This window comes from Mycobacterium basiliense (assembly GCF_900292015.1).
GTDB lineage: Bacteria > Actinomycetota > Actinomycetes > Mycobacteriales > Mycobacteriaceae > Mycobacterium > Mycobacterium basiliense.
Genome location: NZ_LR130759.1, coordinates 2154483 through 2179048, shown reverse-complemented (window position 1 = coordinate 2179048; position 24566 = coordinate 2154483). Strand labels below are relative to the sequence as shown.

Below are 24566 nucleotides of genomic sequence, written 5' to 3'. Positions count from 1 at the left end.
GATCGCGACGGGCATCGGCCGGTCGGGTAATGCATCTCACACTTGGGCAGCGACATCTCACATTGTCTTAGATCGTTACTTTAACTAACGTTATGAGCAGCGTCGACGCTCTCCCCATCTCTCACCCACAGCGAGAGGACCTTTGATGTCCACTAATTCCCAAGAAGCCCGGCTGACCCGCCGCATCGAAGACCTTTACCGCAACGACGCGCAGTTCGCCGCCGCCAAACCCAGCGATGCAATCAGTCGGACGCTCGAGGAACCCGGTATCGGACTACCGCGGCTCATCCAGACCGTCATGGAGGGGTACGCGGACCGTCCGGCGCTGGGCCAGCGCGCGAACCAGCTCGTGGCCGACCCCACCACCGGGCGTACATCGCTGCGGCTACTTCCGCACTTCGAGACACTGACCTACGGCGAGCTCTGGGACCGCGTCGGCGCGTTGGCAACCGCATTGGCCGAGACACAGTCCGTCCGGCCTGGTGATCGTGTCTGCGTGCTGGGCTTCAACAGCGTCGACTACACGGTCATCGACATCGCACTAAACGTGATGACCGCGGTGGCCGTACCTTTGCAGACCAGCGCGGCGACCACAGCGCTGCAGCCCATCATTGCCGAAACCGAGCCGACCCTGATCGCCGCCAGTGTCGACAGCCTTGACCAGGCCGTGGAGCTGGTGCTGACCGGCCACACCCCTGCCCGGCTGGTCGTGTTCAACTACCATCGCGACGTCGACGAGCAGCGAGAAGCCGTCGACGCCGCTCGGGCGCGCCTGGCCGACAGCGAGGTGGTGGTGGAGACGCTCGACGCGCTGCTCGAGCGCGGACGGGCGGGAACGGCTCGACCGTATGCGCTACCCACCGCGACCTCCGCCGACGATCCGCAAGACCCGCTGGCGCTGCTGATCTACACCTCGGGCAGCACCGGCACGCCCAAAGGCGCGATGTACCCGGCCAGCCGGGTGATGAACTTCTGGCGCCGGTCGGGCGCCTGGTTCGAGCTGGAGACATACCCCTCGATCACGCTCAACTTCATGCCGATGAGCCACGTCATGGGGCGTCAGGGGCTCTACGGAAGCCTCTCAACCGGCGGCACCGCCTACTTCGTGGCCAACAGCGACCTCTCGACATTGTTCCAAGATCTCGCGTTGGTGCGGCCGACCGACCTGACCTTCGTGCCGCGTATCTGGGACATGCTGTTCGAAGAGTTCCAGCGCGAGGTTGCCCGGCGGACTTCGGCGGACACCGACGTCGCCGCCGTCGAGGAGCGGGTGAAGGCCGAACTACGGCAAAACTTGCTCGGCGGCCGATACGTCACGGCGGTCACCGGCTCCGCGCCGATCTCACCGGAGATGAAGGCCTGGGTCGACTCCCTACTGGACCTGCATTTGGTCGAGGGATACGGCTCCACCGAGGCGGGCATGGTCCTGAACGAGGACCGCATACGGCGCCCATCGGTGATCGATTACAAGCTCGTCGACGTGCCCGAACTGGGCTACTTTGTGACCGACCAGCCCCATCCTCGCGGCGAACTGCTGGTCAAGACGCAGAGCTTGTTCCCCGGCTACTACCACAGGCCGGAGACCACCGCCGAGGTGTTCGACCCCGAGGGTTTCTACCGCACCGGCGACATCATGGCCCAAGTCGGCCCCGAGGAATTCGTCTACCTCGACCGGCGCAACAACGTGTTGAAGCTGTCTCAGGGCGAGTTCGTTACGGTCTCCAAGCTCGAGGCGGTGTTCGGCGACAGCCCCCTGGTGCGGCAAATCTTCATCCACGGCAATAGCGCCCGGGCCTACTTGCTGGCGGTGATCGTCCCCACCGAGGAGGCATTGGCGCGCTTCGACATCGACGAGCTGCGGCCACGTCTCGCCGATTCCCTTCAAGAGGTGGCCCGGGCCGCCGCGCTGCAGTCGTATGAGATTCCGCGCGACTTCATCGTCGAAACGACGCCATGGACGCTGGAGAACGGACTGCTCACCGGGATCCGCAAGCTAGCGCGGCCGCAGTTGAAGAAGGTCTATGCCGAGCGTCTAGAGCAGCTCTACGCCGACCTGGCGGACAACCAAGCCAACGAACTACGCGCCCTGCGCGCCGGCGGTGCCGATGCGCCGGTGCTCGAGACGCTGGGCCGGGCCGCCGCCGCGCTACTGGGCACTGCCGCTACCGACCTGCGGCCCAGTGCTCACTTCAGTGATCTGGGTGGTGATTCGCTTTCGGCGCTGTCCTTCGCCAACCTGCTCAAGGAGATCTTCGACATCGACGTGCCGGTGGGCGTCATCGTCAGCCCGGCCAATGACTTACGAGCGCTCGCCGATTACATCGAAACGGCCCGCACGCCCGGCGCCGAACGCCCCAGCTACGCCTCGGTGCATGGGGCCTCACCAGATCGGGTACACGCCCGCGACCTCACGCTGGACAAGTTCATCGATGCCGCCACGCTGGCCGAGGCGCCCAACCTTCCGGTGGCCAACACCCAGGTCCGCACCGTGCTGCTCACCGGCGCCACCGGCTTCCTGGGTCGCTACCTAGCCCTGGAGTGGCTGCAGCGGATGGACCTGGTCGACGGACAATTGATCTGCCTGGTGCGGGCCAAGTCCGACGAAGAGGCGAGGGCACGGCTGGACCGGACGTTCGATAGCGGTGACCCCGAGCTGCAGCGCCACTACCGAGAACTGGCCACCGATCATCTCGAGGTGCTCGCCGGCGACAAGGGTGAAGCCGACCTCGGCCTGGACCGGCCAACCTGGCAACGCCTGGCCAACACGGTCGATCTGATCGTCGACCCGGCAGCGCTGGTCAACCACGTACTGCCATATAGCCAGCTGTTCGGGCCGAACGCGCTGGGAACCGCCGAGCTGTTGCGGCTGGCGCTGACCACGAAAATCAAGCCCTACACCTACACCTCCACGATCGGGGTTGCCGACCAGATCCCGCCATCGGCGTTCACCGAGGACGCCGATATCCGGGTCATCAGCGCAACCCGCGCCGTCGACGACAGCTACGCCAATGGCTACTCGAACAGCAAGTGGGCCGGCGAGGTGCTGTTGCGCGAAGCCCATGATCGGTGCGGTCTGCCCGTTGCCGTGTTCCGCTGCGACATGATCCTGGCCGACACCACATGGGCGGGCCAGCTCAATGTGCCGGACATGTTCACCCGGATGATCCTGAGCCTGGTGGCCACCGGTATCGCGCCTGGTTCGTTCTACCAGCTTGCCGCCGACGGCTCCCGGCAACGCGCCCACTATGACGGTTTGCCGGTCGAGTTCATCGCCGATGCGATCTCGACTTTGGGTGCGCAAAGCCAGGACGGGTTCCACACCTATCACGTGATGAATCCGTACGACGACGGCATCGGACTCGACGAATTCGTCGACTGGCTGAACGAAGCCGGTTACCCAATACATCGCATCGCCGACTACGGCGATTGGCTGCAGCGCTTCGAAACCGCGTTGCGTGCCCTGCCGGACCGGCAACGGCACAGTTCACTGCTGCCGCTGTTGCACAACTATCGGACGCCCGAAAAACCCGTCCGTGGATCGATCGCGCCCACCGATAATTTCCGCGCGGCGGTACAGGAAGCGAAAATCGGCCCCGACAAAGATATTCCGCACGTCTGCCCGCCGATCATCGTCAAGTACGTCAACGACCTGAGACTGCTCGGCCTGCTCTGAGATCAATCCGCCCAGAATGAACTGCGAACGTGCAAAGCATCATTCGGGGCTCAGCGACGGACCTCCGCGGCGACATGCTAGATGAATTTTTGCTAATTCTTTGAGTTTTCTATGGGACGTATGTGGTGGGCGTGCGACATTCATAGGAGATTAAACGCCGTCTACGGGAGAACTCACCATGTCGTCTTTTGTGTTCGCAGCACCTGAGGTCTTGACCGCCGCGGCCGACGATTTGGGTGGGATTGGGCAAGCCGTGCGGGCGGCCACAGGGGCAGCCGCACCCTCGACCACGGCGATAGCCCCCCTGGCCGGCGATGAGATATCGGTGGCGGTCACCAGGATGTTTGGCGCCTATGCGCAGGAATTTCAGACGCTCAGCGCGCGCATGGCGCGCTTCCATACCGACTTTGTACAGGCATTACTTGCGGGCGTGAGGGCGTATTCGGCGACTGAGGCGGCCAACGCCTCGCCACTGCAAACGCTGGAGCAGGAATTGCTGGCAAGCATCAACGCCCCCAGCCAGATGCTGACCGGTCGCCCACTGATCGGCAACGGCGCCAATGGGCTCGACGGTACCGGGGCGGCCGGTGGGGCCGGCGGATGGATTGTAGGCAACGGCGGCAACGGTGGGTCGGGCGCGCCCGGGCAGGCCGGTGGTGCTGGCGGGTCAGCGGGCCTGTGGGGTGCCGGCGGGGCCGGCGGCGCCGGCGGAAACGCGACCACCCCTGGTGGTGCGGGCGGAACCGGCGGCGCCGGCGGGGCCAACGGGCTGATCGGCGGTGGCAACGGCGGGACCGGTGGCTCCGGTGGGGCCGGTGCGGCCGGTGCGGCCGGTGCGCCCGGCACCACCGCGCAGGCAGGCGGGGCCGGCGGCGACGGTGGGGCCGGCGGAGCCAATAGGCAGCTGGTGTCGTTGTTCGGGGCCGGCGGTGCCGGCGGTGCTGGTGGGGCCGGTGCGGACGGGGCTTCGGGGACCGCGGGGCCGGCCGGGATGACCGGACAAATCGGCGGTTTCGGTGGGGCCGGTGGGGCCGGCGGCGCCGGCGGTGCCGACCAGGCGTTGATTGGCGGGGCCGGGGGCGCCGGCGGGGCCGGCGGCTTGGGCGGAGTCGGCGGGTGGGGCGGCAACGGCGGCGACGCCACGGGCTTTGGCACGACCGGAGGCGACGGCGCAATGGGCGGCACCGGCGGCGGTGCCGGGGCCAGTGGGGCCGGCGGCGCCGCCACAACGCCATTCAATTTCCTGGCGACCGCCGGTGCCGACGGCAGCACCGGCACCGGCGGCACCGGCGGTCTTGGCGGCGACGGAGGAGCCGGCAGCGTCGGCACGACCGGCATCGACGGCACCTCGCCGACCACGGGCGGCCCAGGCGGCGACGGCGGGACCGGCGGCGCCGGCGGCGCCGGCGGCGCGGGCGTCGGCGGGGTCGGCGGCGGTGCCGGCGGCAACGGCGGCATCGGCGGCAATGGCGGTGCCGGTGGTCAGGGCGGCATCAACACCGGTACTGGCGGCACCGCCAGCGCGAGCGGCGGTACCGGCGGCAACGGCGGTGCCGGCGGGAACGGAGGGGCACCCGGGACCGCCAACGCCACCGGTGGCCAGGGCGGCCAAGGCGGTACCGGCGGCAACGGTGGCTACGGCGGCCAAAACAGCTCCGGCATCGCAACGGCCCTCGGGTACGGCGGCGGCGGCGGGGGCGGAGGCGCGGGTGGCCACGGCGGCAACGGCGGAGGCAACGGTGCCCTCGGCGGCCAGGGCGGCACCGGCGGCACCGGCGGTACCGGCGGCGCCGCGTCGAGTAGCAACGCCGGCCCGACCCCCGATGCCGGTAGTGCCAGCGGAGGTACCGGCGGCGGAGGCGGCAGCGGCGGCAGTGCCTCCGGCGCGGACGGTGGCACCGGCGGCGGGGGCGGCGGAGGTGGCGCGGGGGCGGCGGCCGCGAAAGGGGCCGTCGGCGGAGGCGGAGGCGGAGGCGGTGCCGCCGGCGGTCCCGGCGGCACCGCAGGAAACGGTGGCTCCGGAGGTAACGCCATAGCCTTCAACGGCGCCGCCGCCTTCACCAGCGCCGTCGGCGGCACCGGAGGCGTCGGGGCCCCGGCGGGCACCGGCGGCGGCGGGGGCGGGGGCGGCCTAGCGTCCGCATTCGGCATTGACGGTGGCAGCGGCGGCAATGGAGCCAACGGCGGCGCCGGAGGAACCGGCACCACATCCGGCGGCGCGGGCGGCGATGGCGCCAAGGGCGGCTCCGGCGGCTTCGGCGGCAATGCCTTCCAAGCAGCCGCCAGCGCCGCGGGCGGCGCCGGACAGTCCGGCTAGCACCCGGATCTACGACGCCGACCGAACGGCTGCGGGCACCATTTCATCTCGCTGGGATCGAAGCCCGACTGCAGGTCGATCTATACGCCGGCGCGGCGTCGGCGGAACGGGTGGAACGATAGGCCGTGATGCTCGGTCGCGGCCTCGCTCTCCTCGGTTTCCTGCGGTACGCCCTCGTCCTTTGACCGAGGCTCTTCCTCACGCTCCTCGGACGCCGGGTTTGTGGTGGCTGACTCTGCTGTTTCATCCGCCTCGGACGCGTCGGACGCCTCGGCCGCGGGCACCGCGTAGGCGGGTTCCTCCGCGGGCTGCGTTACCGGCTGGACATCGCGCGCCAGCCGCGCCACCAGCCGCGACAAGACTGCTCCGGCCAGGAACACGATCACCACACCCAAGCCCGAAAAATACGAGACCTCGATCAGGGCGCGTTTGAGATTCGGGACCGCAACCGGGTCGCCAACCGAGCCGATCCGCAACAACGGGGCGAACGACCCGCCGACCACAAACCATGCACCGGCCAGGCCGGCTAACCAGCCGCCAAATACCGCACTGGCGCGGTTCTTGGAAATGATCAACAGCAGGCCGGCGACCGCGGTGACGGTCCCCGGCAACACCTCGAGCCAGCCTCGGGCAGCGGTCCAAGCGTGGCCAGGGGTGTAGCCGAAATCGAAGCTGGGCCCGACGAACGGGATCAGCGCTCCCCAAGCTCCCAGGACCACCAGAAGTATCCCGGTCACCGCTCCTCGAGAGCGTGGCATGCGTAGCCTGGCTGGGCGATCTTCTGTGTGCATCATCGCAATCTCCTCTTCAGATACCTTCTCGGGTACCCGAACAGGCAGACGATGTAACGCCCGTCTCAGGGCTCGCCAGCATGCGGCTACGACAGCAGCCCGAACCCAAGCAGGACAAGGGCGATCACCGGGAACAAGCCCTGCGTCACCGCGGCCCGCGCCTTGTCGGGCGCCGAGATCACCAATACGACCGCCGCCGCGGCCATCGGCCCGACACCGGCAAAGATGAGCGCGGCTCCGATTCCCCTGTACCCCATGGCCACCGCGGCGACGCCCAAGCCGCCGACAATCGCCAGGAACAGGTTGTAGAAGCCCTGATTGAACGCCAACAATTTGGTGGTCTCGGCCTCCTCGGGTGTGGTGCCAAAGGTCGCGCGGGTGCGGGGCGACGTCCAAGTCAGCGATTCCATGATGAAGATGTAGACGTGGAGCAGCGCAGCCAACCCGGCGAATACCAACGCGGCGGTGATCATCGCATCCTCCTATTCGAAGAGCCCTGGCTGACTGAGCCCGCCGGCCCCGGCCGGCGCAGTCATCCCTAGGTGAGTCCAGGCCAGCGCGGTCGCCACCCGGCCGCGCGGGGTCCGGGCCACCATACCGGCGCGTACCAGGAACGGCTCGCACACTTCCTCCACCGTGGCCGCTTCCTCCCCCACCGCCACCGCCAGCGTCGAAACCCCGACCGGACCACCGCCGAAGCTGCGGGTCAGCGCCGACAACACCGCGCGGTCCAGCCGATCCAGGCCCAGCTCGTCGACGTCATAGACCTCTAGCGCGGATTTCGCGACGTCGCGCGTGATAACGCCGTCGGCACGTACTTCGGCAAAGTCCCGGACCCGGCGCAGCAACCGGTTGGCGATCCGCGGTGTCCCCCGCGAGCGGCGCGCGATCTCCGCGCCCGCCTCGGCGCCCAGCTCGATGCCCAAAATCCCGGCCGAGCGGGCCAACACCCGCTCTAGCTCGGTGGGCTCGTAGAAATCCATGTGCGCGGTGAAACCGAACCGGTCACGCAGCGGGCCGGTCAGCGCACCGGATCGAGTGGTCGCGCCGACCAGGGTGAAGGGCGCCACTTCCAGCGGGATCGAGGTGGCCCCCGGGCCCTTGCCGACGACCACGTCGACGCGGAAATCCTCCATCGCCAGATAAAGCATTTCCTCGGCGGGCCGGGCGATGCGATGGATCTCGTCGATGAACAGCACGTCATGCTCAACCAGGTTCGACAGCATGGCGGCCAGATCACCCGCGCGTTCCAGGGCCGGACCCGACGTCACCCGCAGCGACGACCCCAGTTCGGCGGCGATGATCATGGCCAGCGACGTCTTACCGAGGCCGGGCGGGCCGGACAGCAGAATGTGATCCGGCGTGCCGCCGCGATTTTTGGCTCCCTCGATGACCAGCTGCAGCTGTTCGCGTACCCGGGGCTGGCCGATGAACTCGCGCAACGAGCGGGGCCGCAGGCTGACGTCGATGTCACCCTCGCCGACGGTCAGCGCCGGCGAGACGTCACGGTCCGCAGGATCGTCCGAATCCATCGGTTCAGCGGGCCTTTCCCAGCAGCGATAGCGCGGCCCGCAGCGCGCTGGACGTAGTCGCGTCCTGGTCTGCGGCCAATACCTTGTCGGTTGCCTCCTCCGCCTGCTTCGCGGCAAAACCGAGGCCGACGAGCGCCTCGACCACGGGGCTGCGCACCGCACGGCCGTTGACGGCAGGGGCCCCCGCCGTCGCGGACTCGCCGGCCGGCCCCACCTTGTCGCGCAGTTCCAGCACCATCCGCTCGGCGCTGCGCTTGCCGATGCCGGGCACCCGAGTCAGCGCGGCGACGTCGCCGTCGGCCAGCGCCTGCCGCAGTGCCGGCGCGTCGTGTACGGCCAGCGTTGCCATCGCCAGCCGGGGACCGACGCCCGACACCGACAACAACGTCGAAAATAGGTCGCGGGTTTCGCCATCATGAAACCCGTACAGCGTCATCGAATCCTCACGCACGATCATCGCGGTCACCAGCCGGGCCTGGGTGCCCTGCCGCAACGTCGCCAGCGTCGCCGGGGTCGCGTTCACCCGGTAGCCGACGCCGGCGGCCTCGATCACCACGTGATCAAGCGCGACCGCGAGCACCTCACCGCTTACCGAGGCGATCATCGTGCGGCCTTCAACTTCGCCGCGTAGTTGCGCCGCTGCCGCTCGGCCAAGGCCTCAGCCTTGGCCATCCGGGCGATCATCGGCGCCCGCCAACAGTGGCAGATCGCCAGGGCCAGCGCGTCGGCAGCGTCGGCGGGTGTCGGTTTGCTTTGCAGCGCAAGGATTCTGGTAACCATCGCGGTGACTTGCGCCTTGTCGGCGGCACCATTGCCGGTGACCGCCGCTTTGACCTCGGTGGGGGTATGGAAGTGCACGTCGATACCGCGTTTGGCCGCGGCCAGCGCAATCACGCCGCCGGCCTGCGCAGTACCCATCACCGTGGTCACATTCACCTGGGAGAACACCCGCTCGATGGCCAGCACATCCGGGTGATGCGTGTCCAGCCAGTGCTCGACGGCATCGCTGATGGCCAGCAATCGCTCCGACACGGCGTGACCCGAGGGCGTGCGCACCACGTCGACGTCCAGCGCGGTCAGTTGGCGACCACGCCCATTTTCGACCAACGACAGCCCGCACCGCGTCAACCCGGGGTCGACACCCATCACCCGCACCACATGCTCCCAGTCCATCAACATCGGGGCCCGAACAGCTGTTCGATAGCCTAGCGGCTGGGCCCGACATTCGCGGGCAGGACACGCGGGCGCAGCGCAACGCCGCTGGCACATCGCCAACGGGTAGCCCTCGGCGACTCCCTAAGCGCGACTCCTCAAAGGCGGTCTCATACCCGAACCATCAGGTATGACGTGTCCCCCCGCCGGTGCCACCGTCACCGCCGATGCCGCCGGTCCCGCCGAGCTGACCCGAGCTGACGTCGCCGAATCGGATCCCGCTGCCAGTGCCGCCGCCCCCGGCAACGTGGTTAGAAACGCCGCCGCCGCCGGCCCCGCCCGTGCCGCTGTCGCCACCGTTGCCCCCAACGTTGCCGCCGCCACCGTTGCCACCGCTACCGGCCTTACCGCCGGTGCCGCCCGCCCCGTTGCCTGCGCTGTCACCAACGCCGGCACCACCGTTGCCGCCGTTGCCGCCGGTGCCGCCGAAACCGCCTTGGCTGAAGCTTCCCGGGAGCACGGTGTGACCGTTGCCGCCCTTGCCACCGCCACCGCCGTTCCCGCCGTTAACCCCCTCCCCGCCGTTCCCGCCGGCTCCGCCGTCGCCACCGATCCGTGACTCCACCGTGCTGCCGGCTCCGCCGGTGCCGCCATTTCCGCCGGCCCCACCGGCGCCCCCGTCACCTCGGATGCCGTCCGCGCCGTCGGTGCCCGTGCTGGAACCGGTACCGCCGTCGCCGTGCACCCCGGCCGCACCGGCGGCGCCACCGTTGCCGCCATTCCCGCCGTTACCGACGGGGGTGGAACCGAAAGTCTGATCGCCGTCGGCGCCCTTGCCGCCGCCGCCGCCGTTGCCGCCAGCGCCGCTGTTGCCGCCGTCGCCGCCGGCGCCGCCCGCACCGTCCTGGCCCGCCAACGCGGCGCCTCCTGACCCTCCGTTACCGCCGTGCCCGCCTTGGCCGCCGGCGCCGCCTTGGCCGCCGGCCTTGCCGTTGGCAAGGAGTGGCGTTTGGATTCCGTCGGTGCCTTGAAGGCCGTCACCGCCCTTGCCGCCGTCGCCGCCGCCACCACCGGCCCCGCCCTGGCCACCGTCACCATGCAACGCGCCGGCCCTGCCGCCGCGGCCACCGTTGCCGCCGTCACCGCCGTTGTGTCCCATAGCGCCGTCGGGTGAACCGAACTCCCCATTGGCGCCGACGCCGCCGACCGCTCCCGTCCCGCCGTTGCCGCCTTGGCCGCCGTTGCCGACCAGCCCACCGTCGCCGCCGTTGCCGCCGTCCCTGCCGTTGCCGTCGCTGGTGAACACGCCGTCGGCGCCCTTGCCGCCGGCGCCCCCGTCGCCGCCGTCCATCGCCATGGCACCCTGCGCACCGGTCAGGCCGGCAGTGGAGCCGCTGCCGCCCTGCCCACCTCCTCCGGCCTGGCCGGGGTTGCCACCGTTGCCACCGTTGCCACCGATCCCATCGTTGACCGCGGGGTTACCGGCGCCGCCCCTGCCGCCGCTCCCGCCCTTGCCGCTGTCGCCACCCTGGCCGCCGTCGCCACCAGCGCCCTGGGTGCCCGACGCGGCCAACGCGGCCCCGCCTGCGCCGCCGTTGCCGCCTTGACCGCCCCCACCACCGGTACCGCCCATCCCGCCGTCGCTGCCCGCTTGCCCGTTGCCACCCTTACCGCCCTCGCCGCCGGTACCGCCGTCACCGCCCGCGCCACCGCCGCCGCCATTGCCGGCCAGCGCTCCGCCCTTGCCACCGATTCCGCCCGCGCCACCGTTGCCGCCACCGAAGCCATCCTGTCCGCCGGCACCCACGCCAGCGCCCGCGGAACCGTTGGCGCCGTCCGCGCCGCTGCCGCCGCGGCCACCATTGCCGCCGTTGCCCACCAGCCCTCCGTCGCCGCCGTTGCCACCCCGCGCACCCTCGCCACCCGGCGCCGTGGCGGCCGCGCCGGCACCGCCGTCGCCACCATGACCTCCGCTAGTGACGGTGGCGCCGTTGGCACCGTGCGAACCCAGGAGCGCGGACCCGCCAGCCCCTCCGGCACCGGGGTCGCCACCGTTGCCGCCGTTGCCGCCGGCGCCACCGTTGACGCTGAGGTCGCCGCCGCCACCACCACCGCCATTGCCGGGCGTCCCGCCCGCGCCACCATTGCCACCCGCAGCGAACAGGCCAGTGGCGCGCCCACCCGCACCACCGGTTCCACCGTTGCCACCGTCACCGCCGCGCATCCCGGCGGCGACGTCAGGACCGGTGAGACCGTTACCGCCGGCGCCACCAGCGCCCCCGTTGCCGGCGTTGCCGGCCAACAGGCCGCCGATGCCACCATTTCCGCCGGCACCACCATCGCCACCGACCCCGATCGCGCTGATGCCACCGTCCCCGCCGACACCGCCGACCCCGCCCGCACCGAGCACCCAAGCATTGCCGCCAGCACCGCCGGCACCGCCGGACACGGCGCCGTTGCCACCGCCCCCGCCGACACCACCGCCGCCGATCAGCCCGCTACCGCCGCCATCACCGCCGGACCCGCCGGAACCAAACGACCCGCCGACACCCCCGTGCCCGCCGGCCCCGCCGGCGCCATACAGGAATCCACCGTTTCCGGCGGCCCCGCCGGCACCCCCACCGAATTCGCCAGACCCGCCGGCCCCGCCGTCTCCGCCGGCACCGAGCAGCCCGCCCGCCCCGCCCGACCCACCGGACCCGCCGTTCAGGGCGCCCGCCGCGCCCGCGCCACCGTGGCCGGCATTGCCGAACCATCCCGCGTTACCGCCGACACCGCCGGACCCGCCGTCATCGCCCGATCCGCCGACCCCGCCAGCCCCGCCGCTGCCGAACAGCCCGCCCTGGCCGCCGACGCCTCCGGAACCACCACCGAAGCCGCCCGATCCGCCGGCACCACCAACCCCACCGTTGCCGAACAGCAACCCGCCAGCCCCGCCGGCCCCACCGGCGCCCGCACTGACAAACCCCGACCCGCCGGTCCCGCCGGCCCCACCACTGCCGAACAGCCCCGCGGCTCCGCCGGCCCCGCCGGCCCCACCGGTGGTACCCGACAGATTGTCTACGCCGGAGCCGCCATTACCGCCGTTACCGATCAAGATCCCACCGGCCCCACCGGCTTGCCCGGTGCCCGCGGCCCCATCAGCGCCGTTGCCGATCAGCGGACGACCGAAGAGCGCCTGCGTGGGCGCGTTGATCAGACCCAGCAGATCCTGCTCAAACGTCGCCAGGGGGGAGACATTTGCCGCCTCCGCGGCCATATATGCGCCGGCGCCTCCGGTCAAGGTCTGCACGAACCGGCTGTGAAATGCCGACGCCTGTGCACTCAATTCCTGATATTCCCGGGCGTGCGCGCCAAACAATGCCGCAATCGCCTTGGACACCTCGTCTTCGGCGGCAACCAAGATCTCGGTGGTTGGAAATGCCGCGGCGGCATTGGCCGCACTCACAAGCGACCCAATACCCGCCAAGTCCGCTGCCGAAGCCACCATAAAGTCCGGCACCGCGAGAAACGACATCCCGTACCTCCGATCGATCCGAGACCGCGCCGCGTCCTCGGGCTCACAGGGTTCAATCCGACAGGTATCTATCTGCGTGCCCGGATAACCCCTGGTCAAGGGCACAATCCCCAGAACGCGGCCGGGTCGATGAGGCAAATTGCACACTCGCCCTGGTGGCGCTGAAGCACCGAAGTCCTGCCGGCCTGGGACCTTGGGCCTCTGCCCTTGATCGCGGCCCTTGTCCGACTCGCCGCTGGTACGTCCCAGGATCGGTGGTCACGCTCCTATACCCTGAGCGCCGAGCAAACGCGAAAGAGTGACGATATGCAGCGGCTCGGACGAGAAATATTGCGTCGTATATTTCTGGGCGGAACCGTCTGCGCTAATGTCACGCGCTCCCCAGTGCCGCAGCCGCCATCTCTAGTGCCGGTTATCCCGGGCGGTCGGCAACGATCGAATTGCCGCGCTAAGGAATAGCGTTGGGATCGAACTCAGTCGACGGGCTTTCGCGCCGCGAATTTCTGGCCAAGGCGACCGCGCTGAGTGCCGCTGCCTGTCAATTGAATTGGGCGGGCCCGGTGATTGAGAAAGCCTACGCTGCCGGCCCGTGCTCCGGGCACCTGACCGACATCGAGCACGTCGTGCTGATCATGCAGGAGAATCGCTCATTCGACCATTATTTCGGCACGCTGTCCGGGATCGACGGGTTCGACACCGCCTCGCCGCTATTTCAGCAAAGGGGCTGGAATCCGCAGACACAGGCGCTTGACCCTGCCGGGATCACCATCCCGTACCGCTTCGACACCACCCGAGGCCCCCTGCTCAACGGCGAATGCGTCAACGACCCCGACCATCAGTGGATCGCGCAACACCTGTCATGGAACAACGGCGCCAACGACAACTGGCTGCCGGCGCGCGCCGGAACCGCTCCGCAGGCCAACATCGGTGTGGTGATGGGCTATTACCAACGCGACGATCTGCCCATTCACTACCTGCTTGCCGACACGTTCACGGTCTGCGACAACTACCACTGCTCGCTCATCGGTGGGACCTTGCCCAACCGGCTGTATTGGGTGAGTGCGTCCGTTGACCCCGCTGGCGCCCAGGGTGGGCCCCAACTGGTTAATCCGGACATTCCCCGGATCGGCCGGTTCAGCTGGACAACCATGGCCGAGAACCTCAGCGCGGGCGGGATCAGCTGGAAGGTATACGAATCAAAAACCCTGGGGAGGGTTATCGATTCGCTCGCTGGCTACGGAGCCATCATGGCGAACTTCAAGCAGTCGCAAAACCCGAGGTCGGATTTGGCTCGCTATGGGATCGCGCCGTTTTACCCCACGGATTTCATCACCGACGTCATGGCCAACAGACTTCCTCAGGTCTCCTGGCTGGTACCGAACTTCTTCTACTCCGAACACCCCGCGTTCCCGGCGGCGGCCGGCGCCATCGCGATCGTGGACGCACTGCGGATTCTGCTGGCCAATCCCGCGGTGTGGGAAAAAACCGCGCTGATCGTCAGCTATGACGAAAATGGCGGTTTCTTTGACCACGTCGTGCCGCCGACGGCGCCCCCTGGGACGCCCGGCGAATATGTGACGGTGCCCGATATCAACGCGGTCGCCGGTTCCGGCGGCATCAGGGGTCCGATCGGCCTGGGGTTCCGCGTCCCCTGTCTGGTCATTTCTCCCTACAGCCGCGGACCGCTGATGGTGCACGACACCTTCGACCACACCTCACAGCTGCGATTACTGGAAACCCGGTTCGGCGTGCCGGTCCCCAATCTGACCGCCTGGCGCCGCAGCGTGACCGGCGATATGACGTCGACGTTCAACTTCGCCGTCCCGCCGAACCCGTCGCGACCAAAACTGAGCCACCCCAGACTGACCACCGTCCCGAAGCTGCCGCAATGTGTCGGCAGCCTGGTGCCGGGGTACGAGGGCTACGCGCGTCCCTATCGGGTGCCCTATCCGCAAACAATGCCCACCCAAGAAACCACGCCCACCCGCGGGATTCCCAGCGGCATCTGCTGACCGGCCAGGCCAAGCCGGGTCGCCCCCGCCGCACGCTGCGCGAGTCATAATCCTTGGCGACGATCTTCGGCGTGTCGGGTGCACCATTTATGTGTCGCCTTATGTGTTGCGGTGGGTTGCGCCGGTATGCGCGGCATCGGTCACCGCGTCGCCGCCAGGTGCGAGGGACAAAGCTGTTACGTTAAGGCGCACGTTCGCTAGCGGTACGGAAGGGTTCGCGTGGGATCACTGCTGGTCGTGCTCGCGGTGGCACTGTTCATCGCTTCGATCATCGTTCTCGTCACGGCGATGAAGCGGCCGAAGACGACAGCGCAGCCGGGCGGGCGGCAAGACCCGCTGTCGTTCAACGCAATGCCTCAGTTTGGCCCGCGCCAACTCGGTCCTGGAGCAATCGTCAGCTACGGCGGCATCGACTACGTGGTCCGCGGGTCGGTTACCTTCCGAGAAGGCCCTTTCGTGTGGTGGGAGCACCTGCTCGAGGGGGGCGACCAGCCGCTGTGGTTCAGCGTCGAAGAAGACGACGGGCGACTCGAGCTGGCGATGTGGGTGAAGCGCACGGACCTCGCATTGCAGCCCAGCGGCGTACACGTGGTCGACGGGGTGACGTTCCAGGAAGCGGAGCGCGGCAGCGCCGGCTACACCACCGAAGGAACGACGGGTCTGCCGGCCGGCGGGGACATGGACTACGTCGACTACACGGCGGCCGACAAGTCCGCGCTGCTGTCGTTCGAGCGATGGGCGCCGGAGATGCCCTGGGAGATATCGACCGGTAAGTCGGTGTTGACCGGCGAACTTACCGTTTACCCCGCGCCGCCGGCGGCTACCTAGAACATCAGAGGACCGGTAGGTGCCGTTTCATCAGCTCGCCGTGGCTCCGGCTGACGTATCCGGAGCCCGGCTTGGGCTCGCGCTCAACGTGCCCGCCCCCCAGCCGCTGGCCAGCTACCGCTTGCATCACCCCGACGGTGGCACCTTGCTGCTCGGCGTGCTGGGCGCATCGCACCTCATCACCGTGCACCGCGGCAGCGAACGCTTCTCCGAGGAAGTGTCCTGTACCGCACGCACTCACGGCGGCAGTCTGCCCGCGCAGTCCGAGGCACCGGGGTATCGCTTGCAGACCGGCACCGACACGCACGACGAACCGGCCTTTCGCCGCCTCGCACACGACCTTCGCCGGCGATGTACCCACAACGACGGATGGCTGGGCGGGGCGTTTCCCGGCGATGACGCCGCGTTGACCGTGCTGACGGCCCGGCCCGAAGGCAGCGGCTGGTACTGGCGGACCTGGCATCTGTACCCGCTGAACCCTTCCGGGTCCGGAGGAACGGTGGTACACACCAGCAGCCGGTGGTGTCCATGAGCCGCAACCGTTTGTTTGTGATTGCCGGCGCACTTGCGGTCGCGGCCACCGTGTCCTTGGTTTTCGGAATAACGCTGTTGAACCGCGACATCAGTTCGTATATTGCGTCCCACTATCGCGAAGAATCGCGTGACGTAAACGGAACGCGTTACCTCTGCACGGGATCGGCCAAGGACGTGGCCAACACCCTGGCCAAGTACAAGTCGCCCGCGGCGCGTGCGTCCTACGGGGACACCGAATACATGCGCTACCGACGCAACATCGTCAGCGTCGGTCCTGATGGCACCTTTCCGTGCGTCATCCGAGTCGAAAACCTCAGTGCCGGATACAACCACGGGTCCTACATTTTTCTCGGCCCCGGGTTTTATCCCGGATCTCCGTCGGGCGGTTCGGGTGGCAGTCCCGGCGGCCCGGGCGGCAGCAAGTAAGACGCACTTGACGCACACGCAAAGGAGACCCTCATGCACCAGGCCCTGAACCTAGCCGGAGTCAGTTTCGGCACGTTGAGCGTCGATCCGCTCCTACGGGGTGTGGTCGCCAGCATCCTGTACTTCCTCGTCGCGTTCGTCGTCCTGCTCGCCGGCTTCGTGATGGTCAACCTGCTGACCCCGGGAAACCTGCGGCAACTGGTGTTCGTGGAGCGTCGCCCCAACGCTGTCGTCCTGGCCTGCTCCATGTACGCCGCGCTCGCCCTCGTCATCATCAGCGCCATCTTCACCAGCTCCAGCCAGTTGGGTGAGGGACTGCTCGGGGTGGCGTTGTACGGGCTCGTCGGCGTTGCCCTGCAAGGGGTGGCGCTGGTGATTCTGGAAATTGCGGTGCCGGGTCGCTTTCGTGATCACATCGAGGCCACGCAGCTGCATCCGGCCGCGTTCGCCACGGCAGTGATGCTGCTGTCGGCGGGAGGTGTGATCGCCGCCGCGCTGTCATGACCACCACCGATCCGTCACCGCCGGCCGCCGAGGCAATCCCGTCCGAGCCCCCGAGACGGTGGCGTGCGCTGCTGCTTGCCGCCGTCGCGGCGTGTGCGGCGTGCGGCATCGTCTACGAACTCGCGCTGTTAACGCTCTCTACCAGCCTCAACGGTGGTGGCATCGTCGCCACCTCGTTAATCGTCGCGGGCTACATCGCTGCCCTGGGCGCCGGCGCCCTGGTGATAAAACCGCTGTTGGCGCACGCGGCCATCACCTTCATCGCGGTCGAGGCGTTGCTGGGCATCATTGGTGGACTTTCGGCGACCGCCTTGTACGTGGCGTTTGCCTTTGTCGATGGGTCAACGTGGGTGCTGGCCCTCGGCACGGCACTGATCGGTGGACTGGTCGGTGCCGAGGTGCCGCTGCTGATGACACTGCTGCAACGCGGCCGGGTGGCCGGCCCCACCGACACCGGCCGCACGCTGGCCAACCTGAACGCCGCGGACTATCTGGGGGCGTTGGTCGGCGGGCTGGTCTGGCCGTTCGTCTTGCTTCCCCACCTGGGCATGATCCGCGGCGCCGCGGTCACCGGGATGGTGAACCTGGTGGCGGCGGCGATCGTGTCGCTCTTCCTACTGCGTCACGTGGGCTCCACCCGCCAACTGGTCACCGCGCTGGGCGCACTTGCCGCGGCGCTGATGTTGCTGGTCACGCTGCTACTCCGGGCACGCGAAATCGAAACCACCAGCCGCCAACAGCTCTACGCCGACCCGATCATCGCCTACCGACACTCGGTCTATCAGGAAATCGTGGTCACCCGCCGCGGCAACGACATGCGCCTCTACCTGGATGGGGGTTTGCAGTTTTCCACCCGCGACGAGTACCGCTACACCGAAACCCTGGTCTATCCCGGGTTGCGTGACGGCGCCCGCTCGGTGCTGGTCCTGGGCGGCGGCGACGGCCTGGCGGCGCGCGAACTGCTTCGGCTACCCGGCGTGCAGACGATCACGCAGGTCGAGCTGGATCCCGCGGTCATCGAGCTGGCCCGCACCACCATGCGCGACGCCAACCGCGGTGCGCTGGACCACCCCCGGGTGCACGTCGTGATCGACGACGCGATGCGCTGGCTGCGCGCGGCTCAGATCCCCTCGGGCGGCTTCGACGCGGTGATCGTCGACCTGCCCGATCCCGACACACCCGCGTTGGGCCGGCTTTATTCCACCGAGTTCTACGCGCTGGCCGGGCGCGCGCTTGCCCCCGACGGGCTGATGGTCGTGCAGGCCGGCAGCCCCTTTTCCACCCCCACGGCGTTCTGGCGCACCATCTCCACGATCCGGTCCGCCGGCTACGCGGTCACCCCCTACCACGTGCATGTGCCCACGTTCGGCGACTGGGGGTTCGTCTTGGCGCGCCACGGCGACATCGCACCGAAACCCGCGGTGCCCCGGTCTGCCCCCGCCTTGCGCTTCCTGAACCAGCAGGTGTTGGATGCCGCCGCCGTGTTCTCCGATGACGTGGCGCCGCGCCAGCTCGAGCCCTCAACCTTGGAAAATCCACGCATTGTCGACGACATGCGCCACGGCTACGACTAATTCCCGAGAGGCGGTGGCCGATCGGATTGCCGCCCTGGACGCCGGCAGCGCCGGGCGGCTGGTGAATCCGTGGTGCTGGCGGCAACACCACAACCCGATATGTATAAACCCAACAATCACTGAGAATGCACCGTGCATAGTTCACATAAGGCCTTACGATCACGCATGTGGCATGGCAACAACCCTCACCGCGAATATGTGAACTGATCCGCCAAGGGTCATGGATGGCGCTAAACCCCACCCCCGAATGGCTCGACGCGGTCGACCGCGCCACCCTGGCCGCCAACCCCAGCATCGCCGAGGACCCCGCCCTGGCCGCGGTCGTCAGCCGCTCTAATCGCTCGAACATGATCCACTTCGCCGCCGCCAACCTGCACAATCCGGGCGCCCCGGTGTCGCCCAACCTGGGCAACGAGCAGCTGCGGATGGCTCGAGAGCTGGTGCGCCATGGCCACGACAAGGCGGCGCTGGACGTCTACCGCATCGGACAGAACGTGGCTTTGCGTCGCTGGACCGAGATCGCGTTCGAACTCACCTCCGACCCCGACGAGCTACGCGAGCTGCTCGATATCCCGGTGCGATCAGCCAACGATTTCGTGGATGCCACGCTGGCCGGTCTTGCCGTCCAGATGCAGCTCGAACACGACGAGCTGACCCGCGATGTGCGCGCCAAACGCCGCAAGGTCGTCGAGCTATTGCTCGAGGGGGCCCCGATCAGCCGCGAGCGGGCGGAAACCCAGCTGGGCTACCCGTTGGAGCCAGCTCACACCGCCGCCATCATCTGGATTGACCACCCCGATGCCGACCACGGCCAGCTGGACCGCGCGGCCGAGGCCGTCAGCCACGCACTCGGCAGCCCCCGCTGGCTGCTCGTGACTGCCAGCGAAACGACACGCTGGGCTTGGCTAACCGACGTAGCCCGGCTCGATCAAGATCGGCTTCATGAGGTCTTCAACACGACATCACCGGCGCGCATCGCAATCGGCAGCACCACCGGAGGTCTTGAGGGGTTCCGTCGCAGCCACATCGAAGCACTCACCACCCAACGCACGCTGCTTCGCCTCGGGGCCAACCGGCGAGTGACCTGCTTCGCCGACATCGAGATGGTCGCGTTGCTGACTCAAGCTCCACGCGACACCGACGCCTTCATCAAGAACACCCTGGGCGAATTCGAATCAGCCAACCCGGCCCTGCACACCACCGTGCTGACCTATATCAACCAACAATGCAACGCCACCCATGCCGCCGGGCTGCTCTACATCCACCGAAATACCTTGGTTCAGCGGCTCGAGACGGCTCAGCGACTGCTGCCCCGACCGCTCGACGGCAACATCACTCAGATAGCCGTCGCGCTTGAAGTGCTGCGGTGGCGCAACAACCAAAACGGCGGGCCCGAACACCGCCACTAATTGGCGAAGCGACCTAGGAAACTGGCGGCCACGTGGCCAGGTGAAGTCCTCAGCCGCCGGTCCCGCCGGGACCGCCGGCGCCACCGGCAACCCCGTTGGGACCCGAACCGGGAAGGCCGCCAAAGCCCGGCAGTCCGTTGCCGTTCTTACCGCCGCCACCACCGGAGCCACCGGTGCCGCCGGGGGAGCCGCCGCCGAAGGGCGGGGGTGTGCCCGATCCGGTACCACCGGCGCCGCCGTCACCACCGCGGCCGCCGTGCCCGGGGCCCGCGGTGCCACTACCGCCGTTGCCGCCCGTGCCACCGATGCCGCCATCGCCAGCATTGGAGATGATGGAGTAGTCGCCACCGCGGCCACCGACGCCGCCGCCCCCACCCTTGCCACCCACACCGTTGCTGGCGACACCGCCGTTACCGCCATCACCGCCGCTGCCGCCGGTGGCCAGCGTTCCCGGACCGCCCCGGCCGCCTCCGCCGCCGTTGCCGCCGGTGCCGCCGGTGGCACCGTCGCCGCCGCGGCCGCCGTGGCCTCCGTTGCCGGCCTTGGGATTGACGATGCCACCGCCGTCGGCGCCACCGCCGTTACCGCCGTTACCGCCGTTGCCGCCGGCGCCCACACCTCCGGTCGAGCCGTCCGCCGAGGTGGTCAAGCCATTGCCGCTGGCGCCGCCGGCACCACCGGAGCCGCCCACTCCGCCACCGCCGCCGTTGCCGCCGGCACCGCCGCTACCGGCAAAGGCATGGAGCACAACCGCATCGGCGCCGTTGCCGCCATCACCGCCGTTGCCGCCGGTGCCGCCGGTGCCCCCCTTGCCCCCGAGGCCGCCGGCGCCGGTAGCGCCATCGTGATATGCCCCGCCCGCATGTGCCTGGCCGCCAGCACCGCCAGCGCCCCCGCCGCCACCCTTGCCGCCGTCGCCGCCGGTGCCTCCACCCCCGCCGTTGCCACCGGCACCCTCGTTGGTGCCTCCGACGCCGGCACCACCGGCGGACCCGCCACCGCCCTTGCCGCCGGTGCCTCCACCCCCGCCGTTGCCGCCGGTACCGCCGGCACCGCCGTTACCGGCCATGGCTCCACCATCGCCGCCGGCTCCCCCGGCACCACCGACGCCACCGTTGAGCCCGGCCCCGCCTTTTGCACTGGCCTGGGTGGCGTCCGCCCCGCCGGCACCGGAGCCACCCGCTCCACCGTTGCCGCCTTTGCCGCCATCGCCGTGCGAGCCGCCATCACCACCGTCACCACCAGCCCCACCCTTGGCTGAGGAACCGGTGGCGGCGCTGCCGCCATGGCCTCCATTGCCGCCGTTACCGCCGGCGTCCGGGGTTGCGCCGGTCTTGCCGTCGCCACCTGGTGTGGAGCCGCCGCCGCCTTTGCCGCCGGCACCGCCGCCGCCGTTGTCGCCGCCGTGCCCGCCGTTGCCCCCGGCCGCACCGGAGCCGCCGGCCGCGTCCAGACCGTTCCCACCATCGCCGGCGACCCCGCCGGTGCCTCCCGTTCCGCCGGCCCCGCCCTTGCCTTGGGCGCCGTGCGCAGCCGTTCCGCCACTACCGCCGTTGCCGCCGATCCCCCCGGTTCCGCCGTTGCCGCCATCGCCGCCGTCGATGCTGCCCAGCTGGTCCAGCCCGCCGTCCCCGCCCCTGCCGCCGTCGCCGCCGGCGCCACCCATGCCACCGGTGCCCCCGTCGCCACCGTTACCGGCCATGGTTCCGCCCTTGCCGCCGGAACCACCGACCCCGCCGCTGCCGCCCATGTCGCCGTTACCGCCGTCGGCTCCGGACGGCGAGATGATCGTGATACCTGGTTGACCCGCTCCGCCTTTGCCACCGTCCCCGCCGTGACCGCCGTTGCCGTGCGAGCCGCCGTCACCGCCGTTACCGCCGGCGCCGCCCTTCCCGGCGAACGCGGGCGAGTCGGCGCCGTTACCGCCGTTACCGCCGTTACCGCCGGCGCTTGCGGTCGCCCCGGTCGCGCCGTCGACCCCAGCGGTGGAACCGCTACCGCCCAAGCCGCCGGCACCGCCGCCGCCGTTGTCACCGCCGTGACCACCGTTACCCCCGGACGCACCGGTATTCGCCACCGCGTCTGCGCCGTTGCCGCCGTTGCCCGCGATCCCCCCGGCCCCGCCGTTGCCCCCGGCCCCGCCAGCACCTTGGCTTCCATCGGAGTATGACGCCGCTTGCGCGTGACCGCCCGCACCGCCGTTACCGCCATTGCCGCCGGTGCCCCCGGCCCCGCCGTTCCCGCCGGCCTTGCCATCGAGGTTGCCCCCGGTGACGCCGTTATCGCCAGCTTTGCCGTTGCCGCCCACCCCTCCGTTGCCACCGCTGCCGCCGTCGCCACCGTCCCCGCCATGGCCGGCCATGGCTCCGCCCATGCCGCCAGCCCCACCGTCGCCGCCTCGACCGCCTTCGCCCCCGCCGATGCCGGATTGTCCGGACACGATGGCCGAGGGACCGCTGGTTCCGGTCAAGCCGCGACCGCCGGCACCACCGTCGCCACCATTGCCGTAGCGGCCGCCGTCACCACCGGCTCCGCCTCTTCCGCCGTCACTGCTCGAGGAAAACCCGCCGGCGGCGTCCGCGCCGCGACCCCCATTGCCGCCGTTGCCGCCGCTGGTGGGCTGGGCACCGTCGACGCCATGCAAACCCAGGGAGGCGCCGCTACCGCCGGCGCCGCCGGCACCAGCGATACCGGGGTCACCACCGTTACCACCGGCACCGCCGATGCCATTGCCGCCGAAGAAGGTGCCCGTGGCACCGTTTCCGCCGTCACCGGCCGCGCCCGCTGCCCCGCCGTCACCGCCGGCCCCGCCGGCACCTTGTCCGCTCAGAAAACGGAGCAAGCCACCCTGGCCTCCGCTGCCACCGGCCCCGCCGGCCCCGCCGTTGCCACCATTGCCGCCGCTGCCGCCGTCGCTGCCGAGCGCCAATGCATTGGCGCCCGAACCACCCGCGCCACCGATCCCGCCAACGCCGCCCAGCCCGCCGGTCCCGCCCGCGCCGAGAAGCCAGCCGCCCCGCCCGCCGGCCCCGCCGTTGCCGGCGTCGCCGCCGCCGCTCCCGGGCAGGCCGAGTCCTCCCGCAGCGCCATTGCCGCCGTGCGCGCCGCTGCCGCCGTGGCCACCGACACCCCAAAGACCCGCGGCACCGCCGGCACCGCCCCGTCCTCCGTCGCCACCGATACCGCTGATCAGTGAGTCACCGCCGGCGCCGCCGGCCCCACCGCCACCACCGTTGCCGTACACCAACCCACCGGACCCACCATCACCGCCGGCGCCGCCGCTGCCCGAACCCGCGCCGGCGCCGCCCGCCCCGCCGCCACCACCGGCGCCGAACAACCGGGCGCCGCCGCCCTGGCCACCGACCCCGCTGTCATGCGTGCCGACACCGCCGGCACCACCCAGCGCGCCATCGCCGATCAGCCCGCCGTCGCCGCCGGCGCCGCCGGCCCCACCGCTGATCAGGCCCTGACCGCCGGCCCCACCGATGCCGCCGGGTCCGAACAACACCCCGGCGTTGCCGCCGGCCCCGCCAGCGCCTCCGGCGAGGGCAGTACCAGTACCGCCGGCGCCGCCGGCGCCGCCCGACCCGATCAGCCCGGTCCACCCGCCGGCGCCTCCGGAACCCCCGACCAACGTCCCCTGGCCACCAACACCGCCGGCGCCGCCGTTGCCGTACAACAACCCACCGCGCCCGCCGGCCCCACCGGCCGCGGCGTAGTCCCATGCGCCGCCGGCACCCCCGGTGCCACCGTTGCCGAACAAGCCGGCCTCACCGCCGGCGCCACCAGCCTGGCCGAAACCGCCGGAGCCGCCGTTGCCGCCATTGCCCCACAAGATGCCGCCCGCCCCGCCGGCCTGCCCGGTCCCGGCGGCTCCGCTGGCGCCGTCGCCGATCAATGGGCGCCCAAACAACGCCTGGGTAGGCGCGTTGACGAGGTTCAGCAGGTCTTGCTCAACGCCGTGCAGAGGCGACGCGTTGACCAATTCGGCGGCCGCGTAGGCCCCCACACCCCTGCTCAACGTGTGGACGAATTGCTGGTGAAAGACCGCGGCTTGCGCGCTGAGCGCCTGATACTGCAGCGCGTGCGCGCCGAACAACGCCGCGATCGCCGCCGACACCTCATCGGCGCCGGCGGCCAGCACCGTCGTGATCGACCCCGCGGCCGCCGCATTCGCCACACCAATGGTTGATCCGATGCGCGCCAAATCCGACGCCGCGGCTGCCACTGCCTCCGGCGTCACAGCGACAAACGACATCTCGCACCTTTCAGTAGCCCGACACCCCAATGCCGGCCG

The 24566-nt window shown here is 69.8% G+C and carries 16 protein-coding genes; 9 read left to right on the top strand and 7 right to left on the bottom strand.

Going from position 1 to position 24566, the window contains the following annotated elements:
* Positions 1-145: 145 nt before the first annotated feature.
* Both car and MB901379_RS25000 read left to right on the top strand, forming a co-directional pair.
* Positions 146-3673: a carboxylic acid reductase gene (car, locus tag MB901379_RS09385; protein WP_158016377.1), complete on the top strand. Its 3528-nt coding sequence runs from the start codon at positions 146-148 to the stop codon at positions 3671-3673.
* Positions 3674-3851: 178 nt separating this feature from the next.
* Positions 3852-5990 (top strand): PE family protein, encoded by a 2139-nt coding sequence (locus MB901379_RS25000; protein ID WP_158016375.1) that lies wholly within the window; start codon positions 3852-3854, stop codon positions 5988-5990.
* An 80-nt stretch (positions 5991-6070) separates the two neighbouring features.
* Here the strand turns inward: MB901379_RS25000 and MB901379_RS09375 are convergent, their stop codons facing one another.
* The 6 genes from MB901379_RS09375 to MB901379_RS09350 form a co-directional block, all read right to left on the bottom strand.
* Positions 6071-6784, bottom strand: coding sequence for a hypothetical protein (locus MB901379_RS09375; RefSeq protein ID WP_158016373.1), 714 nt, complete (start codon positions 6782-6784; stop codon positions 6071-6073).
* An 83-nt stretch (positions 6785-6867) separates the two neighbouring features.
* Positions 6868-7254 (bottom strand): DUF1304 domain-containing protein, encoded by a 387-nt coding sequence (locus MB901379_RS09370; protein WP_158016371.1) that lies wholly within the window; start codon positions 7252-7254, stop codon positions 6868-6870.
* A 9-nt stretch (positions 7255-7263) separates the two neighbouring features.
* Positions 7264-8313, bottom strand: coding sequence for a Holliday junction branch migration DNA helicase RuvB (ruvB, locus tag MB901379_RS09365; RefSeq protein WP_158016368.1), 1050 nt, complete (start codon positions 8311-8313; stop codon positions 7264-7266).
* Positions 8314-8317: 4 nt separating this feature from the next.
* Complete coding sequence (gene ruvA / locus MB901379_RS09360; RefSeq protein WP_158016367.1) at positions 8318-8917, bottom strand: Holliday junction branch migration protein RuvA; 600 nt, start codon at positions 8915-8917, stop codon at positions 8318-8320.
* A complete protein-coding gene (ruvC, locus tag MB901379_RS09355) occupies positions 8914-9468 on the bottom strand; it encodes a crossover junction endodeoxyribonuclease RuvC (protein WP_158019053.1) in 555 nt (184 codons plus the stop codon). The genes ruvA and ruvC overlap by 4 nt, the downstream gene beginning before the upstream one ends.
* 181 nt (positions 9469-9649) lie before the next feature.
* Positions 9650-12982 carry a PE family protein gene (locus tag MB901379_RS09350; RefSeq protein ID WP_158016366.1) on the bottom strand — a complete coding sequence of 1111 codons (3333 nt, stop codon included), beginning with the start codon at positions 12980-12982 and terminating at the stop codon, positions 9650-9652.
* A 461-nt stretch (positions 12983-13443) separates the two neighbouring features.
* Between MB901379_RS09350 and MB901379_RS09345 the strand changes: the two genes are divergently transcribed.
* The 7 genes from MB901379_RS09345 to MB901379_RS09315 all read left to right on the top strand — a co-directional run bounded on the left by MB901379_RS09345 (position 13444) and on the right by MB901379_RS09315 (position 20269).
* The gene (locus MB901379_RS09345) at positions 13444-14994 is read left to right on the top strand and encodes a phospholipase C (protein ID WP_158016365.1); all 1551 of its coding nucleotides are present in this window, start codon (positions 13444-13446) and stop codon (positions 14992-14994) included.
* A 219-nt stretch (positions 14995-15213) separates the two neighbouring features.
* The gene (locus MB901379_RS09340) at positions 15214-15822 is read left to right on the top strand and encodes a DUF4178 domain-containing protein (protein ID WP_158016364.1); all 609 of its coding nucleotides are present in this window, start codon (positions 15214-15216) and stop codon (positions 15820-15822) included.
* A gap of 19 nt (positions 15823-15841) precedes the next feature.
* Positions 15842-16354, top strand: coding sequence for a DUF2617 family protein (locus tag MB901379_RS09335; RefSeq protein ID WP_158016363.1), 513 nt, complete (start codon positions 15842-15844; stop codon positions 16352-16354).
* Entirely contained in the window at positions 16351-16782 is a 432-nt protein-coding gene (locus MB901379_RS09330) for a DUF4247 domain-containing protein (RefSeq protein WP_158016362.1), read from the top strand. Before MB901379_RS09335 ends, MB901379_RS09330 begins: the two co-directional genes overlap by 4 nt.
* A gap of 33 nt (positions 16783-16815) precedes the next feature.
* Positions 16816-17286, top strand: coding sequence for a DUF350 domain-containing protein (locus MB901379_RS09325; protein WP_408632342.1), 471 nt, complete (start codon positions 16816-16818; stop codon positions 17284-17286).
* A complete protein-coding gene (locus tag MB901379_RS09320; RefSeq protein ID WP_158016361.1) occupies positions 17283-18860 on the top strand; it encodes a polyamine aminopropyltransferase in 1578 nt (525 codons plus the stop codon). The genes MB901379_RS09325 and MB901379_RS09320 overlap by 4 nt, the downstream gene beginning before the upstream one ends.
* 167 nt (positions 18861-19027) lie before the next feature.
* Complete coding sequence (locus tag MB901379_RS09315; protein ID WP_158016360.1) at positions 19028-20269, top strand: Rv1453 family transcriptional regulator; 1242 nt, start codon at positions 19028-19030, stop codon at positions 20267-20269.
* Positions 20270-20318: 49 nt separating this feature from the next.
* Here the strand turns inward: MB901379_RS09315 and MB901379_RS09310 are convergent, their stop codons facing one another.
* Entirely contained in the window at positions 20319-24527 is a 4209-nt protein-coding gene (locus MB901379_RS09310; RefSeq protein WP_158016359.1) for a PE family protein, read from the bottom strand.
* Positions 24528-24566: the final 39 nt, after the last annotated feature.

Bases quoted from the DNA above. Each gene is read 5' to 3' on its own strand.
- car (WP_158016377.1), top strand. From the start codon at position 146: ATGTCCACTAATTCCCAAGAAGCCCGGCTGACCCGCCGCATCGAAGAC.
- MB901379_RS25000 (WP_158016375.1), top strand. From the start codon at position 3,852: ATGTCGTCTTTTGTGTTCGCAGCACCTGAGGTCTTGACCGCCGCGGCC.
- MB901379_RS09375 (WP_158016373.1), bottom strand. From the start codon at position 6,784: ATGATGCACACAGAAGATCGCCCAGCCAGGCTACGCATGCCACGCTCT.
- MB901379_RS09370 (WP_158016371.1), bottom strand. From the start codon at position 7,254: ATGATCACCGCCGCGTTGGTATTCGCCGGGTTGGCTGCGCTGCTCCAC.
- ruvB (WP_158016368.1), bottom strand. From the start codon at position 8,313: ATGGATTCGGACGATCCTGCGGACCGTGACGTCTCGCCGGCGCTGACC.
- ruvA (WP_158016367.1), bottom strand. From the start codon at position 8,917: ATGATCGCCTCGGTAAGCGGTGAGGTGCTCGCGGTCGCGCTTGATCAC.
- MB901379_RS09350 (WP_158016366.1), bottom strand. From the start codon at position 12,982: ATGTCGTTTCTCGCGGTGCCGGACTTTATGGTGGCTTCGGCAGCGGAC.
- MB901379_RS09330 (WP_158016362.1), top strand. From the start codon at position 16,351: ATGAGCCGCAACCGTTTGTTTGTGATTGCCGGCGCACTTGCGGTCGCG.
- MB901379_RS09325 (WP_408632342.1), top strand. From the start codon at position 16,816: ATGCACCAGGCCCTGAACCTAGCCGGAGTCAGTTTCGGCACGTTGAGC.
- MB901379_RS09320 (WP_158016361.1), top strand. From the start codon at position 17,283: ATGACCACCACCGATCCGTCACCGCCGGCCGCCGAGGCAATCCCGTCC.
- MB901379_RS09310 (WP_158016359.1), bottom strand. From the start codon at position 24,527: ATGTCGTTTGTCGCTGTGACGCCGGAGGCAGTGGCAGCCGCGGCGTCG.